General features: G+C 66.9%; 21 protein-coding genes. 15 read left to right on the top strand and 6 right to left on the bottom strand.

Annotated features, from left to right (window positions below; translation table 11 throughout):
* Positions 1 to 197: 197 nt before the first annotated feature.
* The 3 genes from ACTJJX_RS13615 to ACTJJX_RS13605 all read right to left on the bottom strand — a co-directional run bounded on the left by ACTJJX_RS13615 (position 198) and on the right by ACTJJX_RS13605 (position 4141).
* Positions 198 to 887: a TSCPD domain-containing protein gene (locus ACTJJX_RS13615; RefSeq protein ID WP_003096987.1), complete on the bottom strand. Its 690-nt coding sequence runs from the start codon at positions 885 to 887 to the stop codon at positions 198 to 200.
* 16 nt (positions 888 to 903) lie between these two features.
* On the bottom strand, positions 904 to 3108 hold the full coding sequence (locus ACTJJX_RS13610; protein WP_003122328.1) for an adenosylcobalamin-dependent ribonucleoside-diphosphate reductase: 2205 nt from the start codon (positions 3106 to 3108) through the stop codon (positions 904 to 906).
* 109 nt (positions 3109 to 3217) lie between these two features.
* Positions 3218 to 4141: a zinc ABC transporter substrate-binding protein gene (locus ACTJJX_RS13605; protein ID WP_003118453.1), complete on the bottom strand. Its 924-nt coding sequence runs from the start codon at positions 4139 to 4141 to the stop codon at positions 3218 to 3220.
* 69 nt (positions 4142 to 4210) lie between these two features.
* On the opposite strand from ACTJJX_RS13605, the gene zur reads away from it, so the two are divergent.
* The 12 genes from zur (at position 4211) to ACTJJX_RS13545 (ending at position 15117) form a co-directional block, all read left to right on the top strand.
* Positions 4211 to 4714, top strand: coding sequence for a zinc uptake transcriptional repressor Zur (zur, locus tag ACTJJX_RS13600; protein ID WP_003096992.1), 504 nt, complete (start codon positions 4211 to 4213; stop codon positions 4712 to 4714).
* Entirely contained in the window at positions 4714 to 5523 is an 810-nt protein-coding gene (gene znuC, locus ACTJJX_RS13595; protein ID WP_003099732.1) for a zinc ABC transporter ATP-binding protein ZnuC, read from the top strand. Before zur ends, znuC begins: the two co-directional genes overlap by 1 nt.
* Positions 5516 to 6304, top strand: a complete 789-nt coding sequence (znuB, locus tag ACTJJX_RS13590; RefSeq protein ID WP_003096998.1) for a zinc ABC transporter permease subunit ZnuB — start codon at positions 5516 to 5518, stop codon at positions 6302 to 6304. The genes znuC and znuB overlap by 8 nt, the downstream gene beginning before the upstream one ends.
* A 41-nt stretch (positions 6305 to 6345) precedes the next feature.
* Positions 6346 to 7134, top strand: coding sequence for a PA5502 family lipoprotein (locus ACTJJX_RS13585; protein WP_003122325.1), 789 nt, complete (start codon positions 6346 to 6348; stop codon positions 7132 to 7134).
* Between the two features lie 206 nt (positions 7135 to 7340).
* Complete coding sequence (locus tag ACTJJX_RS13580) at positions 7341 to 8348, top strand: methionine ABC transporter ATP-binding protein (protein ID WP_003097002.1); 1008 nt, start codon at positions 7341 to 7343, stop codon at positions 8346 to 8348.
* The gene (locus ACTJJX_RS13575; RefSeq protein ID WP_003097004.1) at positions 8348 to 9025 is read left to right on the top strand and encodes a methionine ABC transporter permease; all 678 of its coding nucleotides are present in this window, start codon (positions 8348 to 8350) and stop codon (positions 9023 to 9025) included. Before ACTJJX_RS13580 ends, ACTJJX_RS13575 begins: the two co-directional genes overlap by 1 nt.
* A 76-nt stretch (positions 9026 to 9101) precedes the next feature.
* Positions 9102 to 9884, top strand: a complete 783-nt coding sequence (locus tag ACTJJX_RS13570) for a MetQ/NlpA family ABC transporter substrate-binding protein (RefSeq protein WP_003097007.1) — start codon at positions 9102 to 9104, stop codon at positions 9882 to 9884.
* 202 nt (positions 9885 to 10086) lie between these two features.
* Entirely contained in the window at positions 10087 to 10944 is an 858-nt protein-coding gene (qapR, locus tag ACTJJX_RS13565) for a transcriptional repressor QapR (protein ID WP_003099726.1), read from the top strand.
* A 4-nt stretch (positions 10945 to 10948) separates the two neighbouring features.
* Positions 10949 to 11602, top strand: a complete 654-nt coding sequence (locus ACTJJX_RS13560) for an isochorismatase family cysteine hydrolase (RefSeq protein ID WP_003099724.1) — start codon at positions 10949 to 10951, stop codon at positions 11600 to 11602.
* Positions 11599 to 12930: a glutamine synthetase family protein gene (locus ACTJJX_RS13555; protein WP_003099720.1), complete on the top strand. Its 1332-nt coding sequence runs from the start codon at positions 11599 to 11601 to the stop codon at positions 12928 to 12930. Before ACTJJX_RS13560 ends, ACTJJX_RS13555 begins: the two co-directional genes overlap by 4 nt.
* A gap of 67 nt (positions 12931 to 12997) precedes the next feature.
* The gene (locus ACTJJX_RS13550; protein WP_003122323.1) at positions 12998 to 13666 is read left to right on the top strand and encodes an N-formylglutamate amidohydrolase; all 669 of its coding nucleotides are present in this window, start codon (positions 12998 to 13000) and stop codon (positions 13664 to 13666) included.
* A gap of 101 nt (positions 13667 to 13767) precedes the next feature.
* Positions 13768 to 15117 (top strand): APC family permease, encoded by a 1350-nt coding sequence (locus ACTJJX_RS13545; protein WP_003099715.1) that lies wholly within the window; start codon positions 13768 to 13770, stop codon positions 15115 to 15117.
* 18 nt (positions 15118 to 15135) lie between these two features.
* On the opposite strand, the gene ACTJJX_RS13540 is transcribed toward ACTJJX_RS13545, so the two are convergent.
* Both ACTJJX_RS13540 and ACTJJX_RS13535 read right to left on the bottom strand, forming a co-directional pair.
* Positions 15136 to 16479: a sigma-54-dependent transcriptional regulator gene (locus tag ACTJJX_RS13540; protein ID WP_003099712.1), complete on the bottom strand. Its 1344-nt coding sequence runs from the start codon at positions 16477 to 16479 to the stop codon at positions 15136 to 15138.
* Complete coding sequence (locus ACTJJX_RS13535; RefSeq protein WP_003114131.1) at positions 16476 to 18242, bottom strand: sensor histidine kinase; 1767 nt, start codon at positions 18240 to 18242, stop codon at positions 16476 to 16478. Before ACTJJX_RS13535 ends, ACTJJX_RS13540 begins: the two co-directional genes overlap by 4 nt.
* Positions 18243 to 18323: 81 nt before the next feature.
* Here ACTJJX_RS13535 and poxA point away from each other — a divergent pair, with 81 nt between their 5' ends.
* A complete protein-coding gene (poxA, locus tag ACTJJX_RS13530; protein WP_016852289.1) occupies positions 18324 to 19202 on the top strand; it encodes an alpha/beta hydrolase PoxA in 879 nt (292 codons plus the stop codon).
* 70 nt (positions 19203 to 19272) lie between these two features.
* Positions 19273 to 20061, top strand: coding sequence for an OXA-50 family oxacillin-hydrolyzing class D beta-lactamase OXA-396 (locus ACTJJX_RS13525; RefSeq protein WP_016852290.1), 789 nt, complete (start codon positions 19273 to 19275; stop codon positions 20059 to 20061).
* Between the two features lie 12 nt (positions 20062 to 20073).
* Here the strand turns inward: ACTJJX_RS13525 and ACTJJX_RS13520 are convergent, their stop codons facing one another.
* Positions 20074 to 20574, bottom strand: coding sequence for a DUF3301 domain-containing protein (locus tag ACTJJX_RS13520; protein WP_003121391.1), 501 nt, complete (start codon positions 20572 to 20574; stop codon positions 20074 to 20076).
* Between the two features lie 32 nt (positions 20575 to 20606).
* Between ACTJJX_RS13520 and pdxY the strand changes: the two genes are divergently transcribed.
* A complete protein-coding gene (pdxY, locus tag ACTJJX_RS13515; RefSeq protein WP_016852291.1) occupies positions 20607 to 21479 on the top strand; it encodes a pyridoxal kinase PdxY in 873 nt (290 codons plus the stop codon).
* The last annotated feature ends 38 nt before the right edge of the window (positions 21480 to 21517 follow it).

Here is a 21517-nt window from a genome sequence, read left to right as displayed (position 1 = left end):
CTGTCGAGGCTTCGTCGTTCAGCCCACCCCGGCCCGGCCATCCTGGCCGGTCGTTCGCCCTTCAAAACGCATGCGGTTCGGCGTCTTGGGTGAGGCCGAGCCGACATCCTGTCGAGGCCTCGTCGTTCAGCCCACCCCCGGCCCGGCCATCCTGGCCGGTCGTTCGCCCGTTCAAAACGCATGCGTTTTGAACGGGCTCACCCACATTTCGAGTGTCCGCAGTTGAGGCAGGTGGCGCAGCCGTCCATCTGTACCACCGCCATGCTGTTGCACTTGCCGCACAGTTGCGCGCCGGCGGGGAAGCCTTCGCCCGGCTCGACCTTGCTGGTGCCCTGGGCGGCCTCGTAGGCGGCGCGTTTTTCCGCGAGGAAAAGACGCTGTTCCTCGTCCAGTTCAGGGCCACGCAACAGGCCGATGGCCGTCAGGTGGCGCTCCAGCACGCCGCCGATCTCGGCGACGATGGAAGGCATGTAGATGCCGCCTTTCTTCAGGTAGCCCCCGCGCGGGTCGAATACCGCCTTGAGTTCCTCGACAAGGAAGGTACAGTCGCCGCCCTTGCGGAAAACCGCGGACATGATGCGGGTAAGTGCGACGATCCACTGGAAATGATCCATGTTCTTCGAGTTGATGAAGATCTCGAAGGGACGCCGCTGCTCGTGCGCCGTGCCCGCATTGAGGACCATGTCGTTGATGGTCACGTAGAGCGCGTGCTCGAACAGCGGCGACTTGATCTTGTAGGTGGCGCCGATCAGGGTATCCGGGCGCTCCAGGGTCTCGTCCATCTGCACCACCGACGCGGCTTCCGCGGCGGCGGCAAGGGCCTGCTCCTCGGCTTCGTTGACGACCTTGAAGCCCTTGATCTTCTGCGTGATCTTGACTGCTGACATATCGATTCCCCCGGCCTCAGTACTTGCCGTAATAGCCTTCTTTCAAGGCGTCGAAGAGGTTGGCGGCGGTATGGATCTCACCGTCGTACTCGACCTGCTCGTTGCCCTTGAACTCCACCACGCTGCCGTCCTCCAGTTCGAAGCGGTAGCGGGTCTTCTCCAGGTCGGACTCCTTGACCAGCACGCCCTGGAACGCCTCGGGATTGAAGCGGAAGGTGGTGCAGCCCTTGAGTCCCTGGTGCCAGGCGTAGCGGTAGATGTCCTTGAAGTCCTCGAACGGGTAGTCGGTGGGCACGTTGGCGGTCTTGGAGATCGACGAATCGACCCACTTCTGCGCCGCCGCCTGGATGTCCACGTGCTGCGCCGGGGTGACGCTGTCGGCGGTGATGAAGTAGTCCGGCAGGCGTCGCGCCGGGTCGTCGCTGTCCGGCAGGGCCTGGGCGTTGACCAGGGTCCGGTAGGCCAGCAGCTCGTAGCTGTAGACCTCGACCTTTTCCTTGGTCTTGCGGCCTTCGCGGATAAGGTTGCGCGAATAATGGTGGGCGAAGCTCGGCTCGATACCGTTGGAGGCATTGTTGGCCAGGCTCAGGCTGATGGTCCCGGTCGGCGCGATGGAGCTGTGGTGGGTGAAGCGCGCGCCGGTTTCAGCCAACGCCTCGATCAGTTCCGGAGCATGTTCGGCGACCCGCTGCATGTAGCGGGAATACTTGGCGTGAAGCACGCTGCCGCGGATGCGGTCGCCGGCCTTATAGCCATCGGCGGCCATTTCCGGACGCTTGCGAAGCATTTCCGCAGTGACTTCGTAGTCCTGCGCCAGGATCGGCGCCGGGCCCTTCTCCCTGGCCAGCTCCAGGGCCACTTCCCAGCCCACCAGGGCCATTTCCCGCGCCACTTCCTCGGTGAATACGCAGGCCTCGGGACTGCCGTAGCGCAGCTTGAGCAGGGTCAGGGTCGAGCCCAGGCCGAGGAAGCCCATGCCATGCCGGCGCTTGCCAAGGATTTCCTGGCGTTGCTGTTCCAGCGGCAGGCCGTTGATTTCCACCACGTTGTCGAGCATCCGGGTAAACACCCGCACCACTTCGCGGAAACGGTCCCAGTCGAAGCGCGCCTCGTCGCCAAATGGCTGCTCGACGAAGCAGGTGAGGTTGACCGAGCCGAGCAGACACGAGCCGTACGGCGGCAGAGGCTGCTCGCCGCAGGGGTTGGTGGCGCGGATCGCCTCGCACCACCAGTTGTTGTTCAGTTCGTTGACCCGGTCGATGAGGATGAAGCCCGGCTCCGCATAGTCGTAGGTGGAGACCATGATCATGTCCCACAGGTGGCGGGCGCGGACCTGGCCGTAGACCTTGCAGGCGACCAGCCCGTCGGCGCGCTGGACGTAGTCGTCCTGGATCGGCCATTCGCGCCAGACCACCGCGTTGGGGTCGTCGAGGTCGATCTCGTCGCGCTCCTTCACGTGCACCGGGAATACCAGCGGCCAGTCGGCGTCCTGTTCCACCGCCTGCATGAACTGGTCGGTGATCAGCAGGCTCAGGTTGAACTGGCGCAAGCGCCCGTCCTCGCGCTTGGCGCGGATGAATTCGCGGACGTCCGGGTGGCTGACATCGAAGGTGCCCATCTGCGCGCCGCGGCGGCCGCCGGCGGAGCTGACGGTGAAGCACATCTTGTCGTAGATGTCCATGAACGACAGCGGCCCGCTGGTGTAGGCACCGGCACCGGAAACGTAGGCGCCGCGCGGGCGCAGGGTGCTGAACTCATAGCCGATGCCGCAGCCGGCCTTGAGCGTCAGGCCGGCCTCGTGGACTTTCTCGAGGATGTTGTCCATGGAGTCCTGGATGGTTCCGGACACGGTGCAGTTGATAGTCGAGGTGGCCGGCTTGTGCCCCAGGGCGCCGGCGTTGGAGATGATCCGGCCGGCCGGGATGGCGCCGTTGCGCAGGGCCCAGAGGAAGCGCCCGTACCAGTGTTCGCGGGAGGCCTTGTCCTCGACATCGGCAAGGGCGCGGGCGACGCGTTGCCAGGTACCGTCGACGCTGGCATCCACCGGCGTACCGTCCTTGCTCTTGAGCCGGTACTTCTTGTCCCAGATATCCTGCGACGCGTCCTGCAGGGCGATGGTCCCGCGTTCGGTGCGGGGACTGCGTGCGTCTGTCTTGGCCATCCGCTGATTAACCTCCCGATGGTTGTTGGGGCGTCCGAAGCCGGCCACCGTACGCAACATCTAGTTATCCGTACCTGACGGGAATCAATATCTTGTGTCAGGCAGCAACAGACAACCTTAGTCATCGGGACGCCGCGCGCAAGAGGGCGCGGCCATCAGTCACGGGTTTTCAGAGCTTTTCCAGACAGCCGGCAAATTCGCCTGCCAGGTTGTTCAGAAGATTCTCATAGCCGTTGGCGTCCACGCTCACGTTCACGCCCAGGTCGTCCAGTTCGGCCAGGCGCACCGGCAGGCCTTCGCTGAGGGTGTCGGCCAGCCGCGGTCGAAGCGGCGGCTCGCTGAAGATGCAGGCCGGACCGGCGGCCTTCAGTTGGGCGCGCATGGCGGCGACATGGCGTGCTCCCGGCTGGACCTCCGCGGATACCGCGAACACGCCGGTATGGCGCAACCCGTAGGCTTCCTCGAAATAGTCGAAGGCTTCATGGAAGACGAAGAAAGGCTTGCCGGCAAGCTTGCCCAGGCGTTCGCGGAGTTTGCCGTCGAGCCCGCCGAGGCGCTCCTCGAAGGCCTTCAGGTTGGCCCGGTAGCGCCCGGCGTTGGCCGGGTCGACCTGGGCCAGGTCCTCGGCCATCCGCGCGGCGATGGTGCGGGCGTTGGCCGGCAACAGCCAGAGGTGGGCGTCGAGCATGCCGGGACGATGGTCATGGTCGTGCTCGTCGTGCCCGGCATGCTCCTCTTCCTCGAAATTGACGAACTTGCGCAGGTGCATGCCCGGCAGGTCCTGCACCGCGACGCTGGCGCCCTGGCGGCCGGCGAGCACCTTGGGCAGGAAGTTTTCCAGGTCCGGGCCGATCCAGTAGAACAATTGCACCTCGCGCAGCCGCCGTACGTCGGAAGGACGCAGGGCGTACTGGTGCGGCGAGGCGCCCGGCGGCAGCAGTACGTCCGGCTGGCCGACGCCGTCCTGGATGGCCGCGGCGACCAGTTGCAGCGGTTTGATGCTGGTCATCACGCTGACCTCGGCGCGCGCCGGCGAAGCCAGCAGGAACAGGGCGAAGCAGGCGGACAGCAGGGCAAAGGGACGCAGGGTCACGGCGGCACTCACATGAAAGGTGGTTAGCGGGTAATATAATAACGTCTCTACCCTCGAGCGTCGCAGCCCATGTACAAGATTGCGCCCAAGACCCCGCTGGCCTGCCAGCCCCATGACCACAGCCAGTGCGTCAGCACCGCGCTGGCCGAGGCCGATGCGCTGTGCGCGCGCCAGGGCGTACGCCTGACCGAATTGCGGCGGCGCGTGCTGGAGCTGGTCTGGCAGAGCCACAAGCCGCTGGGGGCCTACGATATCCTCGCGGTGCTCAGCGAAACCGACGGCCGCCGCGCCGCGCCGCCGACCGTCTACCGCGCGCTGGACTTCCTCCAGGAGAACGGCCTGGTGCACCGCATCGCCTCGCTCAACGCGTTCGTCGGCTGCAACAACCCGGAGCACAGCCACCAGGGCCAGTTCCTCATCTGCCGCACCTGCCACACCGCGATCGAGCTGGAACAGCCGGATATCAGCCGGGCCATCGTCGCCGGAGCGAACAGCGTCGGCTTCGCCGTTGAAAGCCAGACCGTCGAGGTGGTCGGCCTCTGCGGCACCTGCCGGGACCAGAAGGACGCCTGATGGACAACGCGCTGGTGCGGCTGACCCAGGTCGGCGTGTCCTTCAACGGCCAGGCGGTGCTGAGCGATGTCGACCTGGCCATCGAGCCCGGCCAGATCGTCACCCTGATCGGCCCCAACGGCGCCGGCAAGACCACCCTGGTACGCAGCGTGCTCGGCCTGCTCAAGCCGCACGTCGGCGAGGTCTGGCGACGGCCGCGGCTGACCATCGGCTACATGCCGCAGAAACTCCACGTCGACGCCACCCTGCCGCTCAGCGTACTGCGCTTCCTCCGCCTGGTACCCGGGGTCAGGCGCGAGCAGGCGCTGGCGGCGTTGCGCGAGGTCGGCGCGGCGCACGTGCTGGAGCGCCCGCTGCAAAGCATTTCCGGTGGCGAACTGCAACGCGTGCTGCTGGCCCGCGCCCTGCTGCGCAAGCCCGAGCTACTGGTGCTCGACGAGCCGGTGCAGGGCGTCGACGTCGCCGGCCAGGCCGAACTCTACCGCCTCATCGGCAAACTGCGCGACCGCTACGGCTGCGGTGTGCTGATGGTCTCCCACGACCTGCACCTGGTGATGAGCGCCACCGACCAGGTGGTCTGCCTGAACCGCCATGTCTGCTGCTCAGGGCACCCCGAGCAGGTCAGCGGCGACCCGGCCTTCGTCGAGCTGTTCGGCCAGGACGCTCGCAGCCTGGCGATCTACCACCACCATCACGACCACGCCCACGACCTCCACGGCGAGGTGGTCAAGGCCGGTCCCGGCGCCTTGCCTCCAGGCACCCGCTTCACTCCTGTCCACAAGCACGGCCCCGACTGCAACCATGGCTGACTTCCTGCTCAACGCCCTCCTCGCCGGCCTCGCCCTGGCCCTGGTGGCTGGCCCCCTGGGCTCCTTCGTGGTCTGGCGGCGGATGGCCTATTTCGGCGATACCCTGTCCCACGCCGCACTGCTCGGGGTAGCCCTGGGTTTCCTCCTCGATGTCAGCCCGACCCTGGCTGTGACCGTCGGCTGCGTGCTGCTCGCAGTGCTGCTGGTGACCCTGCAGCAGCGCCAGCCGCTGGCCGCCGACACCCTGCTGGGCATCCTCGCCCACAGCACCCTGTCGCTGGGCCTGGTCACCCTGAGCTTCATGAAGGAAGTGCGGGTCGACCTGATGGCTTACCTGTTCGGCGATCTGCTGGCGGTAAGCGCCAGCGACCTGCTGTGGATAATCGCCGGCAGCGCGCTGGTCCTGGCACTGATCTGCTTCCTCTGGCGGCCGCTGCTGGCGATCACCGTGCACGAGGAACTGGCGAAGGTGGAAGGCCTGCCGGTCGGAGCGATCCGCCTGGCGCTGATGTTGCTGATCGCCATCGTCATCGCCGTGGCGATGAAGATCGTCGGCGTACTGCTGATCACCTCGCTGCTGATCATTCCCGCCGCCGCCGCCCAGCGCCATGCCCGCAGTCCCGAGCAGATGGCGGTCGGCGCCAGCCTGCTGGGACTGGTCGCGGTGTGCGCCGGCCTGGCCCTGTCCTGGTTCAAGGATACCCCCGCCGGCCCCTCAATCGTGGTCAGCGCCGCCGGCCTGTTCCTGCTGAGTTTTGTCCTGCCCCGCCGCACGGTGTAGAATCTGGCGATTTTTTGACCAAACGAGAACCCGCAGGAATGATGTCGTCCTTCTTTCGCCTGCTGTCCGTCCTGGCGGCGGCGCTGCTGGTCAGCGCCTGCCAGGGCAATGCGTCGTCGCAACCGACGCCGGTGGTCGCGCCCCAGGCGCAGCCCGCCGATCCCTATGCCGAACTGCAGCAAACCCTGGCCGCCGGCAAGCTCGAACAGGCCGAGCAACAATGGCTGGCCCTGCGCAGCGCAGCCGCCGGCGACGAGCGCGTCGAAGCGTTCCGCCGCCAGTTGGCCGAGGCCTACATGCAGCGCGGGGAAACCGCGCTGCGTCAAGGAGACCTCAACACCGCCACCAGCGCCCTCGGCCATGCCCGCGGACTGATGCCCAAAGCGCCGGCGCTGACCGCCGGGCTGGACGGTGCGATCAACCGCGCCAAGGTCGATCCCGCCCGCGCCGAGCAGGCCCGACGCATGCAGCAGGCGGCCCAGCAGCAGATGCAGCAGATCATCCAGACGCCGCCCGGCGGCGAGCTGAAGCCGCTGCCCGGCGCTCCCCACCTGATCGATCCGCAAGCGGCCAGCAGCGCCGTGCCCCTGCCGATGCTCGACGGCACCGGCCAGGGCGGCCTCGGTGCGGTGCTCGACGCGGTGGCCGCGGATGTCGTCGCCTACCGTTGCAGGGTGCATATCGAAGTGCGCCGGGACAGCGACTATCCGCTAGTTTCCGACCAGCTCCTGGCGCGGGTGAAGAAGCTCTCACCCGATTTCGACCTGCATCTCAGCCATGTCGTACAGGCCGACAAGCCAACCCGATTGATACTTACCCCCCGGAATTGAGACCGGTCCTGCCCCGGCCGCAGCAGAAAGCGCTTGTCGGGAGCGCACCAGACGCTTATTCCATTTTAATGATTTTTCATCACCAATAAATATTAATAATGCATAAGAAAGCAAGGTAAAATGCTCGGTTTAGCTGACCGCCCATGCTTCCCGCCAAGCCCGTGCTCCAGCCGTAACAGCATCGCCGCACCCACAAGGTTCGCCCAGTGATCGAATTCCACGACGTCCACAAGACCTATCGAGTTGCCGGTCGGGAAATCCCCGCCTTGCAACCGACCCGCCTGAACATCCAGGCCGGGCAGATTTTCGGCCTGATCGGCCATTCCGGTGCCGGCAAGAGCACCCTGCTGCGCCTGATCAACCGCCTCGAGGAGCCCAGCGGCGGCCGCATCCTGGTCGAGGGCGAAGACGTCACCGCCCTCGACGCCGAAGGCCTGCGCCGTTTCCGCCAGCGCGTCGGGATGATCTTCCAGCACTTCAACCTGCTGTCCTCGAAGACCGTCGCCGACAACATCGCCATGCCCCTGCGCCTGGCCGGCGGCTTCAGCCGTGCCGAAGTCGATGCGCGGGTCTCCGAGCTGCTCGCGCGGGTCGGCCTGTCCGACCACGCGCGCAAGTATCCGGCCCAGCTCTCCGGCGGACAGAAACAGCGCGTCGGCATCGCTCGCGCCCTGGCCTGCCGGCCGAGCATCCTGCTCTGCGACGAGGCCACCAGCGCCCTCGATCCGCAGACCACCGCCTCGGTCCTGCAACTGCTGGCGGAAATCAATCGCGAGCTGAAGCTGACCATCGTCCTCATCACCCACGAGATGGACGTGATCCGCCGTGTCTGCGACCAGGTCGCGGTCATGGACGGCGGCGCCATCGTCGAGCAGGGCGATGTCGCCGATGTCTTCCTCCATCCGCAGCACCCGACCACCCGCCGCTTCGTGTTCGAGGCCGAACGAGTCGACGAGGACGAGCGCCACGACGATTTCGCCCACGTGCCGGGTCTCATCCTGCGCCTGACCTTCCGCGGCGAAGCCACCTATGCGCCGCTGCTGGGCACCGTGGCGCGGCAGACCGGGGTCGACTACAGCATCCTTTCCGGACGCATCGACCGCATCAAGGACACGCCCTACGGCCAGTTGACCCTGGCCCTGGTCGGCGGTGACCTGGAAGCCGCCATGAGCCAGTTGAACGCCGCTGACGTACATGTGGAGGTACTGCGCTGATGGACTTCTTCGAAACCATGAGCTTCGCCAACATCGACTGGTACGAAATCTGGCTGGCCAGCGTCGACACCTTCTGGATGCTCGGCGGTTCGCTGCTGTTCACAGTGGTCCTCGGCCTGCCCCTCGGCGTCCTGCTGTTCCTTACCGGGCCACGGCAGATGTTCGAGCAGAAGGCGGTCTACACCCTGCTCTCGCTAGTGGTGAACATCCTCCGTTCGTTGCCGTTCATCATCCTGCTGATCGTGATGATCCCGCTGACCGTACTGATCACCGGTACCTCGCTGGGCGTCGCCGGGGCCATCCCGCCGCTGGTGGTGGGTGCCACGCCGTTCTTCGCGCGCCTGGTGGAAACCGCGCTGCGCGAGGTCGACAAGGGCATCATCGAGGCAACCCAGGCGATGGGCGCCAGCACCCGGCAGATCATCTGGAACGCCCTGCTGCCGGAAGCCCGGCCGGGCATCATCGCCGCCATCACCGTCACCGCCATCACCCTGGTCTCGTACACCGCGATGGCCGGAGTGGTCGGCGCCGGCGGGCTGGGCGACCTGGCGATCCGCTTCGGCTATCAGCGCTTCCAGACCGACGTGATGGTGGTCACGGTGGTGATGCTGCTGATCCTCGTCCAGATTCTGCAAACCGTGGGCGACAAGCTGGTGGTGCACTTCTCGCGCAAGTAAGCTTGCCGGCCAAGCCCAAAACCCTGAGCGCCGCGGTTATCCACAGCCGCCAGGAACACCTCGAAAGGAGTTGAAGATGAAAAAACTGCTTGCTGCTTTCTCCGCTGTCGCGGCGCTCGGCCTCACCGCCGCCCAGGCCGCCGAGTCCCTCACCGTCGCGGCCACCCCGGTGCCGCACGCGGAGATCCTCAACGTGGTCAAGCCGCTGCTGGCCAAGGAAGGCGTGGACCTGAAGATCAAGGAGTTCACCGACTACGTGCAGCCGAACGTGCAGGTCTCGGAAAAGCGCCTGGACGCCAACTTCTTCCAGCACCAGCCGTACCTCGATGAGTTCAACAAGGCCAAGGGCACCGACCTGGTCGCCGTGACCGGCGTACACATCGAGCCGCTGGGCGCCTACTCGAGCAAGTACAAGAAGCTCGACGAACTGCCTTCCGGCGCTACCGTGGTGATTCCCAACGACGCCACCAACGGCGGCCGCGCCCTGCTCCTGCTGGACAAGGCCGGGGTGATCAAGCTCAAGGACAACAAGAGCATCACCGCCACGCCGAAGGACATCGTCGACAATCCGAAGAACATCAAGATCCGCGAACTGGAAGCCGCGACCCTGCCGCGCGTGCTGACCCAGGTCGACATGGCGCTGATCAATACCAACTACGCCCTGGAAGCCAAGCTGAACCCGACCAAGGATGCGCTGGCCATCGAAGGCAGCGACTCGCCCTACGTGAACATCCTCGTCGCGCGGCCGGACAACAAGGACAGCGACGCCATGCAGAAGCTGGCCAAGGCCCTGCACAGCGCCGAGGTCAAGCAGTTCATCCAGGAGAAATACAAAGGCGCGGTGGTACCGGCGTTCTGAGCCAAGCCGCGTAACCGCCCCTGGAAAAAGCCCGGTCTTCGACCGGGCTTTTTCGTTTCCGTCCCCGCCGTACGTCTGCCTGCCGTACCACAACAGAGGTCATTCGGCCGTTTGCGGGAAATGTAGTGAAAAAAACATTCCGTCACATATTGAACAATCTGAAAAATTCACTACACAATCGACCCACCTTCGAGGATGCCCCATGCAAGAACTAAAACAACGCCTGGCCTCCCCGCCCGCCGAACTGACGCCCGCGGAGCGCAAGGTAGTGCGTGCCCTGCTCGATGACTACCCGCGCCTCGGCCTCGGTCCGATGACGCGCCTGGCCCGGCACGCCGGAGTCAGCGACCCGACGATCATGCGCCTGGTGAAAAAGCTCGGCTTCGCCGGCTACGGCGACTTCCAGGAAGCGCTGCTGGCCGACGTCGACGACCGCCTGCGCTCGCCACGCACCCTGCTCGCCGAACGCCGCGAGCGGATGGGCCGCGACGACACCTGGGCGCGCTACCTCGACCAGGCTGGCCAGAGCCTGCAACAGACCCTCGGCCTGACCCGCCCCGATGACATCCAGCGCCTCGCCGACTGGCTGCTCGACAGCCGCCTGCGCGTGCACTGCCACGGCGGACGCTTCAGCCGTTTCCTCGCCGGCTACCTGGTCACCCATCTGCGCCTGCTGCGCCCGCAGTGCCGATTGCTCGACGACGGCGCCCTGCTCCCCGACCAGCTCTACGACCTCGGCCGCCAGGACCTGCTGGTCCTGTTCGACTATCGCCGCTACCAGAGCCAGGCCCAGCACGTGGCCCAGGCCGCCAAGGCACGCGGCACACGGCTGGTGCTGTTCACCGACATCTACGCCTCGCCGCTGCGCGAACACGCCGACCTGATCGTCAGTTCGCCAGTGGAATCCGCCTCGCCCTTCGACTCGCTGGTGCCGGCCATGGCCCAGGTCGAGGCACTGGTAGCGACCCTGGTGGCGCGCATGGGCGCGCCGCTCGACGAACGCCTGGAGGGCATCGACCAGCTCCGCAACGCGTTCAGCAGTCATATTCTGGAGGAATGACCCGATGTTCAGCCTGCCCCACCACTCGCCGCGCGACCTGCCATTCGGCCGCCGGCAGACCGCCATCCTGTTCGTCGACATGCAGCGTGCCTGGGTCGAGCCGGGGCGCGACCCGCACGTCGATCCGCAGGCAGCCGGTTACTTCTACGAGCGCGTGCAGAACCAGGTGATCCCCAACCAGCAGCGCCTGCTCAGGGCCATGCGCGCAGTGGACGAGAACGTCCTGCACACCGTCATCGAGAGCCTCACCGCCGATGGTCGCGACCGCTCGCTGGATCACAAGCTGTCGGAGATGCACCTGCCCAAGGGCAGCCCGGACGCCAGGGTGATCGACGCCCTGGAGCCGACCGCCAACGAGATCGTGCTGCCGAAGACTTCTTCCGGCGTTTTCAACTCCACCGCCATCGACTACGTACTGCGCAACCTCGGCACCCGCCACCTGATCGTCTGCGGGGTGGTCACCGACCAGTGCGTGGACATGGCCGTGCGCGATGCCGCCGACCGCGGTTACCTGGTCACCCTGGTCGAGGATGCCTGCGCCACCCATACCCCGGAACGCCACCAGGCCTGCCTGGAAGCGATCAAGGGCTACTGCTGGATCAGCGACACCGAGACCGTCCTGCAACGCATCGCCGCCCTCGGCCGGAGCAACCTGTGAACCGCCTGCAGCCGGTACGCCTGGTCAGCTTCGTCACCACCGACCTGGCCGGCATCACCCGCGGGCGTTCGCTGCCCCTGGCGACCCTGGAGGAGCAATTGGCCAGCGGTTGCGGCTGGGTACCGGCGAACAGCTCGCTGACCCCGCAGGACCTGATCGACGAGAGCAGCCCCTGGGGCAGCCACGGCGACCTGCGCCTGCTGCCCGACCCGAACAGCCGGGTGCGCGTCGAGCAGGGTCCCGACGCCGCTGCGCCGGCGCTCGACTACCTGCACGGCAACCTGGTGGAAACCGACGGCACGCCGTGGCCGGCCTGCCCGCGCAGCCTGCTGCGGGCCGAGGTGGAACGCTATCGCGACAGCGGCCTGCAGGTCATCGCGGCGTTCGAACACGAATTCAGCCTGCTCGGCCTGCCCGGTGAGCGTCCGGCCGCGGCGTTTTCGCTGCAGGCCCAGCGTGCCGCCGGGCAGTTCCCCGGCTGGCTGGTCAGCGCCCTGGCCCAGGCTGGCACCGAGCCGGAGATGTTCCTCCCCGAATACGGCCAGCGCCAGTACGAGGTCACCTGCCGCCCGGCGCAGGGCGTGGCCGCCGCCGACCGCGCGGTGAACGTCCGCGAGGTCACTCGCGAAGTGGCGCGGCAGATGGGCCTGCGTACCTGCTTCGCACCGCTGCCGGCACCCGGCGCGGTGACCAACGGGGTGCACCTGCACCTGAGCCTGCAACATGCCGACGGCAGCCCGCTGCTGTACGAGCCCGGTCGACCCAACGATCTCTCCGAACTCGGCGAGCACTGGGCCGCCGGCGTGCTCGCGCACCTGCCAGCGCTGTGCGCGCTGACCGCGCCTACCGCCGCCTCCTACCTGCGCCTGAAACCCCACCACTGGAGCGCCGCCTACGCCTGCCTGGGACTGCGCAACCGCGAAGCGGCGCTGCGCATCTGCCCGGTGGTGAGCGTCGGCGGCAAGCCGCTGGGCAAGCAGTACAACCTGGAATTCCGGCCGATGGACGCCACCGCCTGTCCGCACCTGGCGATGGCCGCGGTGCTGATCGCCGGCCGCCTGGGCATCGAACGACGCCTGCCGCTGCGCGCCCTGGCCGATGTCGATCCGCACGGCCTCAGCGACGAAGAGCGCCAGGCCCGCGGCATCCAGGCCCTGCCGGCGACCCTCGGCGATGCGCTCGACTGCCTGCAACGCGACGAGGCGCTCTGTGCCGAGCTGCCAAAGCCGCTGCTGGACACCTACCTCGCCATGAAGCGCCACGAACTGGCGCTGACGGCGGGCCTTTCCGACGACGACCTGTGCCGCCACTATGCCGAGCTCTACTGACAACCCCGAACTCGGCATCTACCAGCTGCCGCCCTACCACCTGCTCAATCCCCAAGGGCGCAGCCCGGTGGTCCTGGTCTGCGAGCATGCCAGCCGGCACATTCCGCTGGAGTTGCAGCGCCTCGGCCTGGACCAGGCCGCGGCGGAAGAACACATCGCCTGGGATATCGGCGCCCTGGCGCTGGCCGAAGAGCTTTCCCGGCGACTCGACGCGCCATTGCTGGCGGCCGGCTACTCGCGTCTGCTGATCGACCTGAACCGACCGCTGGAGGCGCCCGACAGCATTCCGCCACACAGCGAGGTCTACCCCGTTCCCGGCAACCGCGAGCTGTCCGAGACGGTGCGCCGCTATCGCCAGGATTGCCTGTTCCATCCGTTCCACCAGCGCCTGACGCAACTGCTCGACGAGCGCCAGGCCGCCGGCGTGCCGACCCGTGTGGTCGGCGTGCACAGTTTTACCCCGGTGTACCACGGCAGACCCCGCCCGCTGGTTGCCGGGGTGCTTTATCGCAACGCCGGCGCCTACGCCAGGCGCATCCTCGACGGTTTGCGCCGGCACGGCCTGGAAGTCGCCGGCAACCAGCCCTATGCGATCGACCCGGCGGAAGACACTACCGTTCCGGTGCATGGCGACGCACGCGGTCTGGAAGCGGTGCTGCTGGAGATCCGCAACGATGGATTGCGCACGCCGGATGCGGTGTACGCCTGGGCCGAGCGTCTGTATCCCTGGCTCTGATGCGATGACCGGCACCGCCGGTCGCCAACAACGAGAAAGAGGCCCGCTTCGCGTGCGGCGCCGATAACGACAATACGCTGCCTTTTCCCGAGGAGCCCGTCATGGCCATCGAACAGTTCGGATACCGGCAACAGCTGCGCCGCAGCCTGTCCCTGAGCGACCTGATCATCTACGGGATGATCTTCATGATCCCCATCGCCCCGTTCGGGGTCTACGGCTGGGTCCATGCCGACGCCCACGGCATGGTGCCGATGGCCTACCTGGTGGGCATGCTGGCGATGCTCTTCACCGCCCTCAGCTACGGAGCCATGGCCAAGGCCTTTCCGATTGCCGGCTCGGTGTATTCCTACGCCCAGCGCGGCATCCACCCCCATGTCGGCTTCATCGCCGGCTGGGTGCTGCTGCTCGACTACCTGCTGATCCCGCCGCTGCTCTACGTGTTCAGCGCGCTGGCGCTGAACCACTTGTTCCCGGCGATCCCCAAGCTGGCCTGGATGCTGCTGTTCCTGGTCTCGGCGACCCTGGTCAACCTGCGCGGCATCACCTTCGCCGCCCGCGCCAACCTGTTGTTCCTGATCGGAGAGCTGGTGGTCCTGGCGATCTTCCTGGTGGTCGGCTACCAGGCGCTGGAAGGCGGCCTGGGCAACGGCCGGCTGACCCTCGAACCGCTGTATCGCCCGGAAGCCTTCGATCTCGGCCTGGTGATGAAGGCCGCCTCGATCGCCGTACTGTCGTTCCTCGGCTTCGACGCCATCTCCACCCTCGCCGAGGAGGTCAAGGGCGATCCCGCCCGGCAGATCGGCCGCGCCGCGCTGATCGCGCTGTTCATCATGGGCGGCATCTTCATCGCGCAGACCTGGCTGGCCACCGACCTCGCCGCCGGGATGAACTTCAAGTCGGCGGACACCGCCTTCTACGAGATCGCCGAAGCGGCCGGTGGCCAGTGGCTGTCGATGCTGACCGCGGTAGCCACCGCGCTGGCCTGGGGTGTCACCGTGTCGATCACCTCGCAGGCAGCGGTCTCGCGCCTGCTCTACTCGATGGCCCGCGACGGCAGGCTGCCGCGCGCGCTGGCCAGGGTCCATCCGCGCTACCAGACGCCGCACGTCAGCCTGTACCTGGTGGCGGTGCTGTCGCTGGGAATCGGCTGGGCCTTCCTCGACGCACCGGACGTACTCACCTCACTGGTGAACTTCGGTGCCCTCACCGGCTTCTGCCTGCTGCACCTGAGCGTGATCAACCACTACTACCGCCGCCAGCGCTCCGGCCAGTGGTTGCGGCATCTACTGTTCCCGCTGGTGGGCCTGGCGATCATCGCCTACGTGCTGTACAGCATGAGCCTCGACGCACAGTTGCTCGGACTGGCCTGGATCGCGGTGGGGCTGGTCTACCTGGCGTTGCTGCAACGCGGCGGGCGCCAGGCGCCAACGGAGTTGGCGAAGGATCTCTGACGTCTCGCGAGGGCTGGTTCAGGCCGGCTCTTCGCCGACGAAATCGCTGCGGCTGAGGCCATGCCGCAGCATCTTTTCGTTGAGTGTCCGGCGCGGCAGTTGCAGCAACTCCATCACCGCCTTGATGTCCCCGCGGCACTGGCCGAGCGCCTGGCGCAGGCACTCCGCCTCGAAGGCTTCCATGCGTTCCGCCAGCCCCGAGGTGAGGCCGCCGCCTTCCTCCGCGTCCCCACGCTCCAGGCCGAGGACATGACGCTCGGCGGCGTTGGCCAGCTCGCGTACATTGCCCGGCCAGTCGTGGGCCATCAGCCGCGCCAGTTCCGCCGGCGCGGCGGGCTGCGGCTCGCGGCCGAGGCGCTGGCTGGCAACGCTGGCGAAATGTTCGAAGAGCAGCGGGATGTCCTCGCGACGCTCGCGGATCGGCGGCAGGCGCAGCTCGGCGACGTTCAGGCGATACACCAGGTCCTCGCGGAAGCGTCCGGCGCGTGCTTCGGCCAGCAGGTCGGGCTTGGTCGCGGCAATCACCCGCAGGTCGACGTGGATACTCTGGTTCGAGCCGAGCCGCTCCAGTTGCTGCTCCTGCAGGACGCGCAGCAGCTTGACCTGCTGCGCCAACGGCATGCTTTCGATCTCGTCGAGGAACAGGGTGCCGCCATGGGCATGCTCGAGCTTGCCGATGCGCTTGCCCTGCGCGCCGGTGAAGGCGCCGCTCTCATGACCGAACAGCTCGCTCTCGAACAGTTGCTCGGGAATCGCCGCGCAGTTCAGCGCCACGAACGGCTTGTCGGCGCGCGGCCCGAAGTCGTGCAGGCAGCGGGCAACCAGTTCCTTGCCGCTGCCGGTCTCGCCACGGATCAGGACGTTCACCGGGGTCGGCGCCAGGGCCAGAACCTGCCGGCGCAACGCTTCCATCGGCTTGGACACGCCGAGCAGACGCGCATCGACCTGGTCCTTGAGACTGGCCTGCTCCTTCAGGCGCCGGTTCTCCAGCACCAGGCGGCGCTTTTCCAGCGCGCGCCGCAAACTGCCGAGCAGGCGCTCGGGCGTGAAGGGTTTCTCGATGAAGTCGTAGGCACCCTGGCGCATGGCCTCCACCGCCATCGGCACGTCGCCGTGCCCGGTGACCATGATCACCGGCAGGTCGCGATCGACCGCCTGCAGGTTGGCGAGCAGTTGCAGGCCGTCCATGCCGGGCATGCGCACATCGCTGATGACCACCCCGGCGAAGGACTTGTCCAACGCTCCCAGGCATTCCTCGGCGCGCAGGCACAGGCGCACCTCGAAGCCGGACAGCTCCAGCCATTGCTGCACCGCTTCGCGGATCGTCGCTTCGTCGTCGACGAAGATCACCTGGTCGCTCATGTCGTTACGCTCGTGTCATCGGGGGCCGCCGGCAGGATCAGGCTGAACACCGCTCCCGCCTCGGCATTGGCGACCTGCAGGCGGCCGCCGAGTTCGTGGACGATCCCATAGGATACCGCCAGGCCGAGGCCGAGTCCCTCTCCCACCGGCTTGGTGGTGAAGAACGGATCGAAGACGCTGCCCAGGTGCTCGGCGGGAATCCCGCCGCCGTTGTCGGCGACGCTCAGCACCCAGTCGCCGCCAAGCCGTTGCAGGGCCAGGCGGATCCATGGCCGCTCCTGGCCGGCAACGGCATCCAGCGCGTTGCGCAGCAGGTTGACCAGCACCTGTTCCAGGCGGATCGCGTCACCCATCACCCAGGCCGGCCAGAGCAGCGCCTGCTCGATCTCCACCCGTTCGGCGCGGATTCGCGGCAGCAACAACTGCTGCGCCTGTTCGACCACGTGACCCAACTCGATACGCTCGCGCAGGCCGCCGGCGCTCTTGCGCGCGAAGGTCTTCAGGTGGCCGGTGAGCGCGGCCATGCGTTCGAGCATCTGGTCGATGCGCGGCAACGCCTGGCGCGCCTCGTCGTGGCGTCCGGCGTCGAGCAGCAGGCGCAGGCTGGCCAGTTGCATGCGCTGGGCGGTGAGCGGCTGGTTGATCTCATGGGCCAGGGCTGCCGACATCTGCCCCAGGGCGGCCAGCTTGGCCGCCTGCACCAGGCCGTCCTGCGCGGTACGCAGGTCGGCGGTGCGCTGCTCGACCAGGCGCTCCAGCTCCTCCCGGCTACGTTGCCGCAGGCGGGCGATACGCCAGCGCTGGTGCAGGAACAAGCCGAGGAAGACCAGCGCCAGCCAGGTGCCGGCGGCGGCCAGGCGCGCGGTGGCGACGTCGTCCTGGATGCTCGCGGTGTCGCGCAGCAAGTGGAGGGTCCAGCCGTCGTTGGGCAGGTCCAGCGATTGCCAGAGGTAGTCCTTCTCGCCGTCGGCGCTTTCCACCCGCGCCAGACGGCGGTCTTCGCCGTAGCTGCGCAAGGTCTGGTGGCGCAGGGGTGTCAGGGGCTGGCGATCGTATTGCCGGGTCTCCGCCAGTTCGAAGCGGTCCACGGTATCCAGCGGTTCCAGTTCGCGGTAGCGCCAACCGGCGTGGTTGGCGAGGAACACGATGCCCTTGGCGTCGCTGGCCAGGACCAGGTCGGGGGTCTGGTTCCACTGCCGTTCCAGATCGGGAAACTCCAGCTTGACCACGATTGCGCCCAGGAAGCTGCCGTCCTCGGCGCGCACCGCGTGGGACAGGAAATAACCGGGAATCCCGCTGATCACCCCGACCGCATAGAAACGTCCGGAGCCTTGGGCGATGGTCTGGCGGAAATAGGGACGGAAACCGTAGTTGTGGCCCACGTAGCTGGTCGGCAGGTTCCAGTTGCTCGCCGCCACGGCCAGCCCGGTACGGTCGAGCAGCTCCAGGGTGGAGGAGCGGGCGGCCAGGTTGATGCTTTCCAGCTTGAGGTTGAGGCGCTGCTGCAACTCGCCGTCGATCGGCCCGGCCAGCGCCGCGCGCAGGTCCGGATCCAGCGCCAGCACCGCCGGCAGGCTGCGGAAGCGTTCGATCAGGGTCTGCAGCGAGCCGGCGTAGAGGTCCAGCTGCTTGCGCACCTGTTCGCCCTCGGCGCGTAGCGCCTGCTGCCGCGCCTGGCGTCCCGCCCAGTCCATGGACAGCAGCAGGCCGCCGAGCAGCGGCAGCAACAGCAGGAACAGGCGCAGCGGACGGGACAAGGACATCGGCGGATCGAAACGGCGGCGGGAAGCGGCGACGATAGCACGGCGCCCGGTTACACTGCGCGCCGTACGAGGAGTCCGCCCATGTCGCTATCCCCCTGGTCCCATTCCTGCTCGGCCGGTTTCACCCTGCGCGGCTGGCGCAGCGAACCGAGCGGCAAGCCGTTGCTGCATTTCCTCCATGGCAACGGCTTCTGCGGCCGCACCTACGAACCGATGCTGCGTCTGTTGGCGGAGGATTTCGACCTCTGGCTGTGCGACATCCAGGGCCACGGCGAAAGCGACCACGGCGGCCGCTTCCACGGCTGGAACCGCAACGCCGAGATGTCGGTGGAGGCCTTCGAGGCCGGGCGCGGTCCCTATGGAGATGTCCAGCGACTGGCCTGCGGGCACAGCTTCGGCGGCGTCCTCAGCAGCCTCGTCCTGGCCCGCCATCCCACCCTGTTCGCCCGCGCCGTGCTGCTCGACCCGGTACTGTTCACCCCGGCGATGATCGGCGTGATGGCACTTTCCGAGACCCTCGGCCTGCAATTGCGCGGCAGCCTGGCGAAGAAGGCGCGCCTGCGCCGCAGCCAGTGGCCCGATCGCGCAGCCGCCTACGCCGGCTTGCGCGGCCGCGGTATCTTCAAGGGCTGGACCGACGAGGCGCTGTGGGCCTACGTGGAATATGCGCTGAAGGAGAGCGACGGCGGAGTCGAGCTGAAGTGCCGGCCAAGCCGCGAAGCGGAGATCTTCAGCTCCTTCCCCAGGCGGCTGTGGCCGTCGCTGGGCAAGATCACCACGCCGACCCGCGTGCTCTACGGTGACCGCACCTACCCTTTCGTCGCCAAGTCGGTGGCGCGCTGGTGCTCGCTCAACCCTCAGGTCAGCGCCCACGTGGTGGTCGGCGGCCACTGCTTCATGCAGGAAGACCCGGCCGATGCCGCCGAACGCGTACGCGACTTTCTCCTGCCCAATCCATGAACGCTCCTTCCGTAGGGAATCCGGCGCTCATCCATCGGTCCCAGGGAGGATGACCCCACAGGACCGAGCCATGCGCCCTCTCCTCTTGAGTGCCCTTCTCCTGCTTTCCGGGCATACCCAGGCCAGCGAATGGAACGACAGCCAGGCCGTGGACAAGCTATTCGGCGCGGCCGGGGTGAAAGGCACCTTCGTCCTCTACGATGTGCAGCGGCAGCGCTATGTCGGCCATGACCGGGAGCGCGCGGAAACCCGCTTCGTTCCCGCTTCCACCTACAAGGTGGCGAACAGCCTGATCGGCTTATCCACAGGGGCGGTTAGATCCGCCGACGAGGTTCTTCCCTATGGCGGCAAGCCCCAGCGCTTCAAGGCCTGGGAGCACGACATGAGCCTGCGCGAGGCGATCAAGGCATCGAACGTACCGGTCTACCAGGAACTGGCGCGGCGCATCGGCCTGGAGCGGATGCGCGCCAATGTCTCGCGCCTGGGTTACGGCAACGCGGAAATCGGCCAGGTTGTGGATAACTTCTGGTTGGTGGGACCGCTGAAGATCAGCGCGATGGAACAGACCCACTTTCTGCTCCGACTGGCGCAGGGAGAATTGCCATTCCCCGCCCCGGTGCAGTCCACCGTGCGCGCCATGACCCTGCTGGAAAGCGGCCCGGGCTGGGAGCTGCACGGCAAGACCGGCTGGTGCTTCGACTGCACGCCGGAACTCGGCTGGTGGGTGGGCTGGGTGAAGCGCAACGAGCGGCTCTACGGCTTCGCCCTGAACATCGACATGCCCGGCGGCGAGGCCGACATCGGCAAGCGCGTCGAACTGGGCAAGGCCAGTCTCAAGGCTCTCGGGATACTGCCCTGACGCTCTGCCGCCTCAGTCGCCGACCTTTTTCTGCCGGGACTGCCGCCACTCGTCGAGGCGAATCACCTCGGCGCTATGCACCGGCGGGTTGTCGACCTCGGCGGCCGCCTCGAAGCGATGCGGGGCCAATTCGATGGCGCCGAGGTGATAGCCATACATGACGATGCGCCCGGCGTAGCGTTCCTCGCCGCTGACGGTGAATTCGAAACCGAACTCGCGGCTCAGCCGCCACTGACCACGGTGGTCACGGGCCAGGCGCAGGCGCCGGCGCGCGACATTCTCGTCGAGCAGTTCCACGCCCTGCTTGGCGCAATGCTGCTTGGCCAGCAGCAACGCCCGCTCGCGCACGCCATGGGCGCGCCACCACCAGGCTGCGGCGGCGCCCAACAGGAGCATGACGAAAAGGTTACCCAGGGTCACGAGCGGAATCCGGTGTAGGGGGACGGCCAGCTTACCCGTTCTCCCGGCAGGCAGCGAGTGGGGGGTGTTTTCGCCATGTGAATTAGCCCCCATACTGCGCCGACTCAGCTGTAGGAAGTCGTCTCATGCCACGTACGCCCCACCTGCTCGCCATCCAGTCCCATGTGGTCTTCGGCCACGCCGGCAATGCCGCGGCGGTGTTCCCGATGCAGCGCATCGGAATCAACGTCTGGCCGTTGAACACGGTGCAATTCTCCAACCACACCCAGTACGGTCGATGGACCGGGCAGGTGCTGCCGCCGGAGCAGATTCCGGCGCTGGTGGACGGTATTGCCGGCATCGGCGAACTGGGCAACTGCGACGCGGTGCTGTCCGGCTATCTCGGCAGCGCCGCCCAGGGCCGCGCCATTCTCGATGTGGTGGCACGGATCAAACAGGCCAACCCTCGGGCGTTGTACCTCTGCGACCCGGTCATGGGCCACCCGGAAAAAGGCTGCATCGTGGCCCCGGAAGTCAGCGACTTCCTGCTGGAAGAAGCCGCCGCGGTCGCCGACTACCTGTGCCCCAACCAGTTGGAGCTGGACAGCTTCTGCGACCGCCAGCCGAACTCCCTCGCCGACTGCGTGGAAATGGCACGGAGCCTGCTGGCACGCGGTCCCAGGGCAATCCTGGTAAAGCACCTGAACTATCCGGGCAAGTCCGGCGACACCTTCGAGATGCTGCTGGTGGCCGCCGACCAGGCCTGGCACCTGCAACGCCCGCTGCTGGCCTTCCCGCGGCAACCGGTCGGAGTCGGCGACCTGGCCTCGGGGCTGTTCCTCTCTCGCCTGCTGCTCGGCGACGACCTGCGTAACGCCTTCGAATTCACCGGCGCCGCGGTCCATGAAGTGCTGCTGGAAACCCAGGCCTGCGGCAGCTACGAGCTGGAGCTGGTGCGGGCGCAGGATCGGATCGCACATCCACGTCTCAAATTCGAAGCTCGCTCACTCGCAATGTAGGAATCTGACATATCATTCTCGGTCTTCCGACAGAGATA

The organism is Pseudomonas sp. 22490, from assembly GCF_052044465.1.
Lineage (GTDB): Bacteria > Pseudomonadota > Gammaproteobacteria > Pseudomonadales > Pseudomonadaceae > Pseudomonas > Pseudomonas aeruginosa.
Note: the sequence above shows the minus strand (reverse complement) of the source record. Positions and strands in the feature narration are given on the sequence as shown.

Excerpts from the sequence above, each read along its gene's own strand:
- pdxY (WP_016852291.1), top strand. The coding sequence starts at position 20,607 with ATGCCACGTACGCCCCACCTGCTCGCCATCCAGTCCCATGTGGTCTTC.
- ACTJJX_RS13525 (WP_016852290.1), top strand. The coding sequence starts at position 19,273 with ATGCGCCCTCTCCTCTTGAGTGCCCTTCTCCTGCTTTCCGGGCATACC.
- zur (WP_003096992.1), top strand. The coding sequence starts at position 4,211 with ATGTACAAGATTGCGCCCAAGACCCCGCTGGCCTGCCAGCCCCATGAC.
- ACTJJX_RS13585 (WP_003122325.1), top strand. The coding sequence starts at position 6,346 with ATGTCGTCCTTCTTTCGCCTGCTGTCCGTCCTGGCGGCGGCGCTGCTG.
- ACTJJX_RS13560 (WP_003099724.1), top strand. The coding sequence starts at position 10,949 with ATGTTCAGCCTGCCCCACCACTCGCCGCGCGACCTGCCATTCGGCCGC.
- ACTJJX_RS13520 (WP_003121391.1), bottom strand. The coding sequence starts at position 20,574 with ATGGGGGCTAATTCACATGGCGAAAACACCCCCCACTCGCTGCCTGCC.
- ACTJJX_RS13535 (WP_003114131.1), bottom strand. The coding sequence starts at position 18,242 with ATGTCCTTGTCCCGTCCGCTGCGCCTGTTCCTGCTGTTGCTGCCGCTG.
- poxA (WP_016852289.1), top strand. The coding sequence starts at position 18,324 with ATGTCGCTATCCCCCTGGTCCCATTCCTGCTCGGCCGGTTTCACCCTG.
- ACTJJX_RS13615 (WP_003096987.1), bottom strand. The coding sequence starts at position 887 with ATGTCAGCAGTCAAGATCACGCAGAAGATCAAGGGCTTCAAGGTCGTC.
- ACTJJX_RS13575 (WP_003097004.1), top strand. The coding sequence starts at position 8,348 with ATGGACTTCTTCGAAACCATGAGCTTCGCCAACATCGACTGGTACGAA.
- znuB (WP_003096998.1), top strand. The coding sequence starts at position 5,516 with ATGGCTGACTTCCTGCTCAACGCCCTCCTCGCCGGCCTCGCCCTGGCC.
- ACTJJX_RS13570 (WP_003097007.1), top strand. The coding sequence starts at position 9,102 with ATGAAAAAACTGCTTGCTGCTTTCTCCGCTGTCGCGGCGCTCGGCCTC.
- qapR (WP_003099726.1), top strand. The coding sequence starts at position 10,087 with ATGCAAGAACTAAAACAACGCCTGGCCTCCCCGCCCGCCGAACTGACG.
- ACTJJX_RS13545 (WP_003099715.1), top strand. The coding sequence starts at position 13,768 with ATGGCCATCGAACAGTTCGGATACCGGCAACAGCTGCGCCGCAGCCTG.
- znuC (WP_003099732.1), top strand. The coding sequence starts at position 4,714 with ATGGACAACGCGCTGGTGCGGCTGACCCAGGTCGGCGTGTCCTTCAAC.
- ACTJJX_RS13540 (WP_003099712.1), bottom strand. The coding sequence starts at position 16,479 with ATGAGCGACCAGGTGATCTTCGTCGACGACGAAGCGACGATCCGCGAA.
- ACTJJX_RS13610 (WP_003122328.1), bottom strand. The coding sequence starts at position 3,108 with ATGTTGCGTACGGTGGCCGGCTTCGGACGCCCCAACAACCATCGGGAG.